Annotated in this window: 9 protein-coding genes; 8 read left to right on the top strand and 1 reads right to left on the bottom strand. The window is 39.2% G+C overall.

Annotation, left to right across the window (positions count from 1 at the left end):
* Window positions 1-51 precede the first annotated feature (51 nt).
* The 8 genes from AB5Z52_RS07490 to AB5Z52_RS07525 all read left to right on the top strand — a co-directional run bounded on the left by AB5Z52_RS07490 (window position 52) and on the right by AB5Z52_RS07525 (window position 11,161).
* On the top strand, window positions 52-1,575 hold the full coding sequence (locus AB5Z52_RS07490) for a helix-turn-helix domain-containing protein (RefSeq protein ID WP_288551477.1): 1,524 nt from the start codon (window positions 52-54) through the stop codon (window positions 1,573-1,575).
* A gap of 307 nt (window positions 1,576-1,882) precedes the next feature.
* Window positions 1,883-2,791, top strand: coding sequence for an ABC transporter ATP-binding protein (locus tag AB5Z52_RS07495; protein WP_005471183.1), 909 nt, complete (start codon window positions 1,883-1,885; stop codon window positions 2,789-2,791).
* 1 nt (window position 2,792) lies between these two features.
* Window positions 2,793-3,596, top strand: a complete 804-nt coding sequence (locus AB5Z52_RS07500) for an ABC transporter permease (RefSeq protein WP_003126257.1) — start codon at window positions 2,793-2,795, stop codon at window positions 3,594-3,596.
* A gap of 107 nt (window positions 3,597-3,703) precedes the next feature.
* The gene (locus tag AB5Z52_RS07505) at window positions 3,704-3,922 is read left to right on the top strand and encodes a YneF family protein (RefSeq protein WP_029486708.1); all 219 of its coding nucleotides are present in this window, start codon (window positions 3,704-3,706) and stop codon (window positions 3,920-3,922) included.
* Between the two features lie 414 nt (window positions 3,923-4,336).
* Complete coding sequence (locus tag AB5Z52_RS07510; RefSeq protein ID WP_003126259.1) at window positions 4,337-6,088, top strand: ABC transporter ATP-binding protein; 1,752 nt, start codon at window positions 4,337-4,339, stop codon at window positions 6,086-6,088.
* On the top strand, window positions 6,085-7,869 hold the full coding sequence (locus AB5Z52_RS07515) for an ABC transporter ATP-binding protein (protein WP_368266867.1): 1,785 nt from the start codon (window positions 6,085-6,087) through the stop codon (window positions 7,867-7,869). The genes AB5Z52_RS07510 and AB5Z52_RS07515 overlap by 4 nt, the downstream gene beginning before the upstream one ends.
* A gap of 415 nt (window positions 7,870-8,284) precedes the next feature.
* Window positions 8,285-9,127: a BglG family transcription antiterminator LicT gene (gene licT / locus AB5Z52_RS07520; RefSeq protein WP_288551478.1), complete on the top strand. Its 843-nt coding sequence runs from the start codon at window positions 8,285-8,287 to the stop codon at window positions 9,125-9,127.
* A gap of 114 nt (window positions 9,128-9,241) precedes the next feature.
* Window positions 9,242-11,161 carry a beta-glucoside-specific PTS transporter subunit IIABC gene (locus AB5Z52_RS07525; protein ID WP_288551479.1) on the top strand — a complete coding sequence of 640 codons (1,920 nt, stop codon included), beginning with the start codon at window positions 9,242-9,244 and terminating at the stop codon, window positions 11,159-11,161.
* Between the two features lie 75 nt (window positions 11,162-11,236).
* Here AB5Z52_RS07525 and AB5Z52_RS07530 read toward each other — a convergent pair whose 3' ends face one another.
* Window positions 11,237-12,157 (bottom strand): MurR/RpiR family transcriptional regulator, encoded by a 921-nt coding sequence (locus AB5Z52_RS07530; RefSeq protein WP_368266865.1) that lies wholly within the window; start codon window positions 12,155-12,157, stop codon window positions 11,237-11,239.
* Between the last annotated feature and the right edge of the window lie 169 nt (window positions 12,158-12,326).

The raw sequence follows: 12,326 nt of genomic DNA on the forward strand, positions 1-12,326 counted from the left end.
AAACTTAAATGAAGGCAAAGTTTGAATAACTATTTAAGCGAGGGTCAATCAGTGTTTCATGTATTATTTGACACAACAGAAAAACAAATCAACCAGTTTCTCACCTATTGTTATGAAAGGAATCAAACAATTTATTCAACCAAAGAGCTGATGGCTGTGTTTAACTATAAAACTAGCAAGCTATTGTCTGTTATTCAACAGGTAGAATTATTTCAGGAGCAATATTCTGAGTATACGGTTAATTATCAATCAGAATCAAAAACTATCAAGATAGAATTTTCACCTAGATTTCTGCTAAGCAAAGTTTATGCAATCTTGGTGGAAAGAACTGTCGGATTTACCTTTCTTGATTTGTTGTTTAAGGGAAAGTACCACTCATTAGAGCAATTAAGCCAAGAGACATATAGCAGTTTACGGACGATTCAAAGAAAATTGACTGAATTGAATCAAGTGTTAGCAAATTATCATTTATCATACAGTTTAAGAAAAGGAAATCCACTTGAAGGAAAAGAGTACTACATACGTTATTTTTATCATGTCATGTATTGGCAGTTGTTTGATGAAACGGACTCAGATCTTTTAGCAACGATAAGGGACAAGCAAACTATTGCTACTCAAATTGAGCGTCACGCTCCTTACATGCGAAAAATTGATTGCAATAAATTTTTATCTCTGCTGGCTATTTCATTGCAGCGAATCAAACAGCGACATTTTATCGTAGAAATTCCTGATGAAATAACGACTTTCGAGCATCCATTGATGACTAAAAGAAAGTTCACCGAATGCATACTGGCACCTTTTTTTCAGGCAAATGTTTACGCTGTGAGTGATCTCACGGACGAAGAAATCAGTTTTCTTTATTTTATGTTTGCAGTAATGAATACATATTTGGAAGAGGATCTGACTGAAATCCATCAGGATTGGTTTGATAATGAGCAGTATTCGACTGAGGAGATCATTATTGACAAACTGTCTGCATACTTTGATTTGGCACTCACTTCGAAAGAAAAAAATTATTTATTGGTCAACTTACTCATGATTCATTCCTACTCATCAGTTTTTGGAACAGAACATAAAATAGATGGGTTTGGAAAACAAACGAGGGAAAGTGAGCTTGAAGCTTATTTCCCAGTCATGTACCCAACGATGAGACGATTTTTGATCGCAATAAAAAGAGAAATCCCTCCACTTGTCGGGTTTGCAAAGAAGAATGATCGTCTTATCTTTCAATACTGCATGCTCGTTCGAACAGTCTTTATTAAATATGAGCGTCCAGTAACTTTTTCTATTCAATCGAAATTTGGCAAGACACAAGAATTATGGATCAAAAATCGATTGTTGAACACCTCCCATCGAGCAATCCAGCATGTTCCTTCAGTTGATGAACCAGATATTCTAATCAGTGATTACCCAATCTATCGCCAGCTAGGGGCAAACAAACAAATGGAGATTTTTTATTGGAATGGTCAGCCCACCAGCAGTGACTGGGAACGTTTGAAAGAAAAGATTCATAAAATTCGGAGCGAAAAGCATAAACAGGTTTTTGACAGCCTAAGTTTCCATCAGTTTTCCTAGCAGCAGATGAATTATTCACATTTCGGAGAAAACACCTCTTTATAAATTTATATGTTCAGTCCAATTCCATCATTTGTTAAATGACAATTTGATTTCTACTACGTTTATTTTTTATTAAATCATGTCATTAATTTAAAATCCCAATTTGATGAAGCTGGCTCGTATTCTTTGAAGTTCATTCGGAAGTAAGAAGACCAAATTGAAAAGATCATTCTTTTTCCTGTTGACTTTTTAATACTCTAGTGGGATGGTAGTAATAACTATTATCATGAAAGTAAAAAAATAGCGAATAGGAAGTAGGGATGAAATGACAGAAATACTAACACTGAAAAATGTATCGAAACTGATTGGAACCAAGCAAATCATTGATAATGCTTCTTTCTCAGTGGAACAAGGGCAAGTGGTCGGGTTATTAGGACCGAATGGTGCGGGTAAGACGACGATTATTCGAATGATCGTTGGCTTAATGAAGCACAATAAAGGCTCAATTACGATCATGGGGAATTCCCTAGAAACGTCTTTTAAAGCAGCCATTGCCTCGGTAGGAGCGATTGTAGAAAATCCTGAGTTCTACAATTATCTGACTGGTTACGAAAATTTGATGCAATACCAGCGCATGGCGAAGACAAAAATGACGGCAGTTGAGATGGATGACTTGATTCGCCAAGTTCATTTAGAAGAATATATCAATCAAAAAGTCAAAACGTATTCACTAGGGATGCGCCAACGATTGGGTGTGGCACAGGCATTAATCCATCGTCCTACTCTCTTAGTATTAGATGAGCCAATGAACGGACTTGACCCAAAGGGTATGAGAGAGTTTCGGGAAATGATTCTCATGTTAAGAGAACAGGGTGTTTCTGTTTTAGTATCGAGTCACCAATTAAGTGATATCGAACAGATTGCAGATCATCTGATCGTTGTCCAAAAAGGGAAAGTGACCCATCAAGTCGCGATGGATACCTTGAAGGCAGAAAAAAGCCTACTGATCATCAAAACAGATGACGATCAGGAAGCATTAAATGTCTTGAAGACTAAATTCCAAATCGATGGGCTTGCTTTGACGGATGGATTACAGATTTCACTTGAAACGGATAATCGTTCTGAGATCGCTGCTGCCCTCGTTAATGCAGGGATTGGTTTAAAGGAAATGAAATTGCAGCAATCTTCGTTGGAAGAAACATTTTTGGCTTGGACGGAAGAGGGAGGGCTCTAGAATGAGGACACTAATAAAAAATGAATGGATCAAAGTCACGAAAAAAAAGTCCACATGGATCATGTTGGGACTTTTGGTGGTTTTAACATTCGGACTCACCTATGTGGTCCGCTTAGGCTCGCCTGATACTAAAGCCAACGATCTATTTATTTTTCTAAGCGACATGACGTCATTTTTGAATTTATTTGTTGTTATTGTGGCAGCTTCAGCGGTAGCAGAAGAATTTAGTCGAGGGACCATCAAGTTTTTGTTGATTCGGCCATTTTCAAGAAGTCAGATATTAGCCGCAAAAGCCATCAACACACTCTTATTTGCTTTGCTTGGCACACTGGTTTTATTTCTAAGCAGTTTTCTTGCCAGCAATTTGTTTTTGGTATCTGAATCTCCCTTCACATCAACGGATTATAATCAATTGCCAGCTATAGTTGTGGCTCTTGTCTATGCAGCAACGAATTTACTGTTGATTGTATTTTATATGACCATGACTCTGTTCATCTCTGCCGTCATTCGCTCTCAAAGTATGGCAGTGGGATTAGGAGTAGCTGTGTTGTTCGGGAGCAGCATCATCAACTCCATCATGCTTTTTGCGATAGAAAAATATCCTTGGTTGAAGTGGAATCCATTTAATTTTATGAATATCAAAGATACGGTTCCCACATTATTGCATCAAACGGATATGCAAAATGCAATAATTGATCCGGGTTTGAATTATTGGGAAATGACGATTGGACTTTTGTTATACAGCTTATTGATCTACTTTTTGACAAACTGGTTGTTCAACAAACGAGATGTGGCATTAAGCTGATATATAGAGGGAATGTTTTTGGAGAAATCCTGCTTTCTCTCTTTCTTTTTGTATTTTTTTCTAGTAAAATGATTCATTGAGAGTACAAGAGAAAGGAGAGATTTCAAATGGTTAGTTTAGGAATTGTAATCGTGATCGCTGTTATCGCGGTATTATTAGGCGCTGTCGGCGGCTTCTTTTTGGCGCGTAAATATATGCAAGATTATCTGAAGAAAAATCCTCCCGTTAATGAGGATATGTTGCGTTCGATGATGATGTCAATGGGCCAAAAGCCTTCTGAGAAGAAGATTCGGCAAATGATGCAACAAATGAAAAACCAAAAATAGGTTTTTTAGCGCAAAAAGCGGGCTGATCCCATCAGCTCGCTTTTTGTTGCGAGTCACTGTGATTGACCGCGTCAGCGAGGCATGCAAGTTCATCTTAGTGCTTTTCGCTTAGAAGAACTGTAAGCGAAGCAGAGCGTAGATAAGCAAATGAGGAGGAATACCTCGTGTTGCGAGTCACTGCGATTGACCGCGTCAGCGAGGCATGCAAGTTCATCTTAGTGATTTTCCCTTAGAAGAACTGTAAGCGAAGCGTAGATGAGCAAATGAATTGTGCCTATCGTTGGGTAGGTAACAAAACGTGTTTCGCGAGGAATTGAAATGTAACTACATCGGAAGGTCAGTCATTGCCAAAATAGTCCGAAAATTTCGATGATTCAAATCGTAGCCAACAGGAGTGAATAATAGGAGGGTGTTATGTCGATTTTTAGAAAGTTAGGTTGGTTTTTTAGACAAGAAAGGAAACATTATTATATAGGAGTAGCCGCATTGGTTTTGGTGGCTCTCGTTCAATTAGCGCCACCCAAAGTGATTGGAATCATTATTGATGAGATCGCAGAAAAAGAGATTTCGATAGAAACGATTTTATTTTGGATAGGTATTTTGCTTGCCGCTGCATTAGCACAATATATTTTTCGTTTTGTCTGGCGGATAAATATTTGGGGGAGTGCTGCACGCTTGGAAAAAAGCTTACGTCGTCAATTATTCGATCACTTCACCAAAATGGATCATCTTTTCTATCAAAAACATCGAACTGGAGATTTGATGGCCCATGCCACCAATGATTTGAACGCCATTCAAAACGTTGCTGGGGCGGGTATTTTAACCTTTGCGGATTCGTTTATCTCTGGAGGAGCAACGATCATCGCCATGATCCTTTTTATCGATTGGCGTCTGACCTTGATTGCGTTGATTCCTTTGCCATTTCTTGCGGTCATGGCTAGAGTGTTAGGCAGCAAACTACATGATGCTTTTCGTGATTCGCAAGAAGCTTTTTCAGCGATTAATGACAAAGCACAAGAAAGTATTACTGGGATAAAAGTCATCAAAACGTTTGGACAAGAGACAGAAGATATTCAAGATTTTCAAGCCAAAATTGATGATGCCATCATCAAGAACCGTAAAGTCAATTTTTTAGATGCACTTTTTGATCCTTTCATTACATTGATTATCGGTGTCTCATATGTCTTAACGATTATTGTGGGTGGTCGTTTTGTCATGTCAGGAGAGATATCGATTGGCCAATTGGTTTCATTTATTAGTTATATTGGTATGCTGGTTTGGCCTATGTTCGCCATTGGCCGTCTGTTCAATGTTTTAGAACGAGGGAATGCCAGCTATGATCGGGTATCTGAATTGCTGGGGGAAAGAACCCATATTGTTGAAAAAAAACACGCGATCCAAGAGCCGGCTCAAGGTAAAATTGAAGTGGCGTTAGACGCTTTTCGCTATCATGATGCCGAAGAAATCACGCTGCAACAGATAGCATTTACCTTACATGAAGGACAGACATTAGGAATCGTTGGCAAAACCGGTGCAGGTAAAACCTCCATTTTGAAGTTGCTGATGCGGGAATATGATCATTATGAGGGTGACATTCTTTTTGGCGGGCACAGCATCAAAGATTATACTTTGAATGCGTTATTGGGCTCTATCGGGTATGTTCCCCAAGATCACTTTCTTTTTTCCATGTCGATTCGAGACAATATCCGTTTTGCGGTACCCCAAGCACCACAAGAAGCGGTTGAAGCGGCTGCTGATTTGGCGTCAATCAATGATGACATCAAAGCATTGCCAGAAGGATACGAAACAATGGTCGGTGAACGAGGGGTCTCATTATCTGGCGGGCAGAAACAGCGGTTGTCCATCGCACGGGCATTGATTGTTGATCCAGAATTACTGATCTTAGATGATGCCTTGTCAGCTGTCGATGCCAAAACAGAAGAAGATATTTTGCACAAATTGCGAGACTATCGAAAAGACAAAACAACGATTATTTCTGCGCATCGGCTAAGTAGTGTGAAGCATGCCGAAGAGATCTTAGTTATCGATGAAGGAAGAATCATCGAGCGAGGGACCCACGAAGCCCTGTTAGCCAAAAATGGCTGGTACAAAAAAATGTGGGACAAGCAACAACTGGAAGCCAAAATTGAAGGGAGTGAAGTATAATGGAACGTCAAGAATCTGAATGGTCAAAATCAATTCCATTTAAAGAGCAAAAATTGATCATCAAGCGGATGTTACAATTTGCAAAACCCTTCAAGAAGACATTTTTTGCAGCCATTTTCTTTGCTTTTCTCTTATCAATCGTCAACATTCTCCTGCCTAGAATTCTGCAGACATTCATGGATAACTATCTGACACAACAGTCAGCAACCAATCAAATCATCTATTTCTTTGCGGGTCTCTATTTCTTTGGGGTAGTCATCAAAGCAGTCATCTGGTTTTTTCAATGGTTTCTATACTCGATGGCTTCCTTGCAGACGTATCAATATGTGCGGACCAAGTTATTCGAGAAGCTGCATAGTTTAGGTATGCGGTATTTTGATCAGACTCCAGCAGGTTCGATTGTGTCGCGGGTCAGCAATGATACCGAAACATTGTATGAATTCTGGTATGTGTTTTTGATGGTTTTGACTGGTATTTTTGCAGTCCTATCTTCTTTTGCCGCCATGTTTCAGATCAACGTAAAAATTGCTTTATTGAATCTGATTTTCTTACCTATCTTGATGATCGTCATCTGGTATTATCAAAAATTCAGCTCCCGAATCTATCGTCAAATGCGAGAAAAATTAAGTCAATTGAATACGAAATTGAACGAGTCGATCTCGGGAATGCAGATTATCCAGCAGTTCCGACAAGAAGCACGTCTGAACCGAGAATTTGAGGAAACGAATGATGAATACCTCAAGACAAGGTATGCAATGATTCGTACTAATTCGTTGCTATTATCGCCGATCATCAATTTTCTCTATGCGATTGCAGTTGCGATGTCATTAACGTTGTTTGGGTTTGATGCTTTGCATTCTCCGATTGAAGTGGGGTTGATTTATGCTTTTACCACCTATGTCCAAGGCTTCTTCAATCCTATGACACAGATGATGGATTTTCTCAGCGTCTTTACTGATGGCATGGTGGCTGGTAGCCGTATTCTTAAAATCATGGATAATGAAGAATTTACCCCACAACAACATCCGGATGCGAATCAAGTCATTGAACAAGGAAAGATTGAATTTCGTAATGTCAGTTTTTCTTATGATGGAGAAAATCATGTATTGAAGAATATTTCCTTTACTGCTTATCCAGGAGAAACCGTCGCTTTGGTGGGACACACTGGTAGCGGCAAAAGCTCGATCATTAATGTTTTAATGCGCTTTTACGAATTTGGTGAGGGACAAATTTTGATTGACGATCATGATATTCGCGATTTTACGATCGAAGAATTACGAAAAAAAGTCGGTTTGTTTTTACAAGATGCTTTCATGTTCTATGGAGATATTTCTGACAATATTCGTTTATTGAACCCAGAAATCAGCGAAGAACAAATCCGAGCAGCAGCGAAATTTGTGCAAGCAGATAAATTTATCGAAAAACTGGAGGGCACTTATCATGCCAAAGTGATTGAACGGGGCGCTAGCTACTCCAGCGGGCAACGACAGTTGATCTCATTTGCTAGAACGATGGTGACTGATCCTAAAATCCTCGTTTTAGATGAAGCTACTGCCAATATCGACACCGAAACAGAAGGATTGATCCAGGAAGGGTTGGCGAATATGCGACAAGGGAGAACTACGATTGCCATCGCCCACCGATTATCCACGATTCGGGATGCTGAATTGATTTTAGTTTTAGATAAAGGACGTATCGTCGAACGAGGAAACCATGATTCATTGTTAAAACAGCAAGGCCTTTATGCAGATATGTATAAATTACAGTCCAGTGACGTGTGATTAGTCGGGAATATTTTTTGCTGTTTCCTTCCAGTGGACACTAACTAATTACTAGAATTCCATGTATCCATCACTCCATCACTTTGTTGGTGTTGGCTTGGGAGCGGGTATGTGGGGTTCTTGTTTTTCATCGATTCATTTTATAAAAGGAATCAGGAGGAAGTAAAATAACGAATCCTTTTTTCGGTCAATGTATTGATAGCGTTTTCTCTGTTTGCTATCATAAGGATAAGTTAATCATTCGTATGGATAGTGATTGTTGAAAAAACAAGCTAAACCTGATGAAAGTAAGGCTATTTGGTCTGCTCTCATTAGGTTTTTTTTCTGGAAAAAAGGAGTATGGATCAAAATTGATTTGAATGGCTATCTCGTATAAAAATAGGTTAGTACGTCAATAATCAAGTGGGGGTAAAACATGAAAATCAGTAAAGTGTTAAACAATAATGTCGTGATAACTACTGATGAAAAACAAAACGAAATTATTGTGATGGGAAGAGGGATCGCATTCAAGAAAAAAGTTGGTGACGATATCAGTGATCAAACGATCGATAAAGTATATCGTTTAGAAAATCGTACAATTGCTTCCCAATTTCAGGAATTATTGGCCGACTTGCCATTAGAATATTTGGAACTTTCGAACCAAGTAATCGAATATGCAAGAGAAGAGTTGTCCTCACCGATCAACGATTCGATCTATATTTCTTTACCTGATCATTTACATAGTGCAATCGAGCGTGCCAAAAAAGGGATCGTTGTCAAAAATGTTCTTCTCTGGGACATCAAGCGATTTTTTCCAGATGAATTCAAAATCGGAAAACGAACGATTGAAAAAATTAGTGAGCGCTATGGGATTGAGTTGCCGGAAGATGAAGCGGGTTTCATTGCACTGCATTTGGTAAACGCTCAAACAGAAAACAATGATCAAAGCAATCTTTATGAATTGACGAAAACAATGCAAGATATCATCAATATCGTCAAATACTATTTTAAAACAACTTTCGATGAAGAATCGGTTTATTTTTATTGTTTTACTACGCATTTGCGTTTTTTTGTTTCCCGCATGCAGAACCACTCTACCCATGCGGAAGAGACTGACGATGAGCTCCTTGAGATGGTAAAGATAAAATATCGCAACGCCTATCAATGTGTGCAAAAAATCAAATCATTTCTGGTAACGAATTATCGTTACGATATGTCCAATGATGAAAGTTTGTATTTAACGATTCATATTGCGCGATTGGTGCAAAAGAATCGCTAACCATAAAAGAAAGGAGGTCATCCCAGAATAAACTGGGGAATAGTAAAGCATTTTTTGGATAGTGACATTCAGTTGGCTAAACCTTCAATCAAACAAAAATTGGAGGAAACAAAAATGGGAAAATATCATGAATTAGCAGAAAAAATCGTGGCAAATGTGGGCGGAAAAGAAAATATCAATAGTTTGACCCACTGTATCACTCGGCTGCGGTTTAAATTGAAAGACGAAGGAATCGCGAACGATGACATCTTGAAAAATATGGATGGGGTCGTAACAGTGATGAAAAGTGGCGGTCAATACCAAGTAGTTATCGGTAATCATGTGCCAGATGTCTATGCAGAAGTAGTGGATGTTGCGGGGATCAGTGAAAACAGTGAAGAAGAAAGTTCCGGAGGGAATATTTTCAATCGTCTGATCGATATCCTCAGCGGTTGTTTCCAGCCTTTCTTAGGTGCGTTAGCAGCTGCCGGTATGATCAAAGGGTTTAATGCATTATTAGTCTTTTTGGGTACACAGGGTTGGTTCAACTATACAGCAGAATCAGGCACATATGTAATGTTGAATGCGATCGGTGATGCAATATTTATGTTTATGCCGGTTATTTTAGGTTATACTTCTGCAAAAAAATTCCGTTTGAATCCGATGGTCGGTATCGTTATTGGAGCCGCTCTATGCTACCCAACGATTCAAGGCACTGCGCTGCAAACAGCCTTTACCGCAGTTGCCGGAGAAGGAGCAGCAGCACCTTATAGCTTACTTGGACAATCTGCCTATCAAACTTTCTTAGGTATTCCATGGGTAGGGGCAACCTATACAAGTAGTGTCGTACCAGTCATTTTCATTATTGCATTTGCTGCACAGATTCAAAAACTTGCTAAAAAAGTGATTCCAAGTGTCGTGCAAACTTTCTTGGTACCATTTTTCGTCTTACTGATTGCTTTACCTGTTGGGTTCTTGATCATTGGTCCAATCATCAGCATGTTGACAGATCTCTTGAGTGCCGGATTCCAAGCGCTAATGGACTTCTCGCCAGCGGTTTATGGATTGATTCTAGGATTCTTCTGGCAAGTATTGGTTATCTTCGGCTTACACTGGTCGGTTGTGCCACTAGCGATCATGCAAGTTACGCAACAAGGATTCAGCCAAGTGTTGACAGGTTCCTTCGGAGCTAGCTTTGCTCAAACAGCAGTTGTCGTTGCCATGTATTTCAAATTAAGAGACAAAAAGATGAAAGCATTATGTCCGCCAGCGATCATTTCTGGTATCTTTGGTGTAACTGAACCAGCTATTTATGGGATCACTCTTCCTAAAAAGACTCCTTTCATATATTCTATGATCGGTGGTGCTGTCGGTGGACTGTTCTTAATGGTCAATGGTGTAACGGGCTACACGATGGGCGGACTTGGTATTTTCGGGATCTTTAACTTCATCACACCGGATGGAGATGCGAGTGGCATGTGGACTTCACTGATTGCTATCGCCATCTCTGCAGCGATTGGTTTTGGTTTGACGATGGCATTCTGGAAAGAAAATACAGTAGTCGAAGAAATTGCTGAAGGCGAACCTACAATGTCTGTACGTAAAGAAATCATTAGTTCTCCTATCGAAGGAACGGTTGCACCTTTAAGCAGTGCCAAAGATGAAGCTTTTGCCCAAGGAATCTTAGGTAAAGGAATCTTGATCCATCCTACAAAAGGGGAAGTCGTTGCTCCATTTGATGGTACCGTTATGACATTGTTCCCAACGAAACACGCCATCGGGTTGATCTCAGATAACGGATTGGAATTGTTGATCCATATCGGTTTAGATACCGTTCAACTCAATGGGCAATACTTCGAAGCGCATGTCAAGCAAGGAGATAGAGTAACTCGAGGTCAAAAATTGATTACCTTTGACAAAGATGCGCTGATCAAAGCTGGTTTCAACATTGAGACCCCTGTTTTGGTAACAAATTCTGCTGATTACTTAGATATTATTGAATCAGATAAAAATGAAGTTGCTTGTTCAGATGATTTGATCACAGCTCTCGTTTAGCAAAAACTTTCTAAAAAGAGCTATATATGCATAAAAGCGATCGGCCATGTGGGGCGATCGCTTTTTGTCAGCCGTTTAATTCGGAAACAGAGAGTCTTTGTATTGAAGATTTTTATCGTAGGTTGGTTCAGCGATAATCGTTGAGGAAGTAGGACGTTTGTCATAAGCCATGCCAATATCGATCAAATGCTGAAGATTTTTTTCATAATGTTCCGAAAAGACGATTCCATACAGCACATCCAGTAGGTAGCAAACGGACGTATTAATTGTGAAATTTGCGATCTTTGAGTAAAGCCTTTCTCGGGTTGTGATATTTAAGACACAATCACTTAATTTTGCCAATGCGTTCTCGCCAATACTAGTCATTCCAATAATTGAAACTTGACGTTCGGCAAGAATTTTACCGATTTCTTTGATCATCTTGTTTTCACCAGTATAAGAAATCAAGATGGCTGTCGTATCAGAAGTACAGTTGGATGCTTCATAAGCACTTTCGCCAAAAGTGTCACAAACATGGATGTTTTTTCCTAAACGCCGCATCTTCAAAACAAAGTCTTGAGAAATCAAGGTATTGGCATTACTTGCGAAAATCTTGATATGGCTGGCATTGAGTAGCGATTGTTTCGCTTTTTGCAGTTCATCGTGATGGATCAAGGAAAGCGTATCTTCAATTGTTGTTTGTTCGAGTTTCGCTAACTTTTTGGCGATCGTCATAATGCCGTCATGGGAGGAAAAGGGAAAGTTGGCATCAACATCTGTAAAATGACTGCTCATATAGGTTTGCTCTTCCAAAAAGGCTGTCTTTAAGTCGAGCCAACCGTTGAAGCCTAATTTTTTGGCGATCCGAATAAAAGTAGAAGGATGAACGTAGGTTTTTTCAGACAATTCCTTGATGGTTTGATCAGCCATCGCAGTTGGATTGGCTAATAAAAAATCGATCAAAGATCGTTCAGCAGGGGCCAACTTGATTTGGTGCATTTTTTCTTGTAATAACATGGTATCCACATTCCTTTTTACATTTTTATATAGTTGTTTGTAAATAAAATTATCGGAAATTTTTCTTTTTTGAGTATTTGAATAATTGTCGATATAAATATTATCTGTCTCTTATACACATCTCCGAGCCCACGAGACAAGTAACGATCGCGTATTCCGTCTTCTGCGT

It is taken from the genome of Enterococcus sp. RTP21361st1_A6_RTP21361_211029 (assembly GCF_040910045.1).
Taxonomy (GTDB): Bacteria; Bacillota; Bacilli; order Lactobacillales; family Enterococcaceae; genus Enterococcus_D; species Enterococcus_D gallinarum.

What these genes read in the sequence shown, in the direction of transcription:
- AB5Z52_RS07495 (WP_005471183.1), top strand. Translation starts at nt 1,883, where the DNA reads ATGACAGAAATACTAACACTGAAAAATGTATCGAAACTGATTGGAACC.
- AB5Z52_RS07500 (WP_003126257.1), top strand. Translation starts at nt 2,793, where the DNA reads ATGAGGACACTAATAAAAAATGAATGGATCAAAGTCACGAAAAAAAAG.
- AB5Z52_RS07505 (WP_029486708.1), top strand. Translation starts at nt 3,704, where the DNA reads ATGGTTAGTTTAGGAATTGTAATCGTGATCGCTGTTATCGCGGTATTA.
- AB5Z52_RS07510 (WP_003126259.1), top strand. Translation starts at nt 4,337, where the DNA reads ATGTCGATTTTTAGAAAGTTAGGTTGGTTTTTTAGACAAGAAAGGAAA.
- licT (WP_288551478.1), top strand. Translation starts at nt 8,285, where the DNA reads ATGAAAATCAGTAAAGTGTTAAACAATAATGTCGTGATAACTACTGAT.
- AB5Z52_RS07525 (WP_288551479.1), top strand. Translation starts at nt 9,242, where the DNA reads ATGGGAAAATATCATGAATTAGCAGAAAAAATCGTGGCAAATGTGGGC.
- AB5Z52_RS07530 (WP_368266865.1), bottom strand. Translation starts at nt 12,157, where the DNA reads ATGTTATTACAAGAAAAAATGCACCAAATCAAGTTGGCCCCTGCTGAA.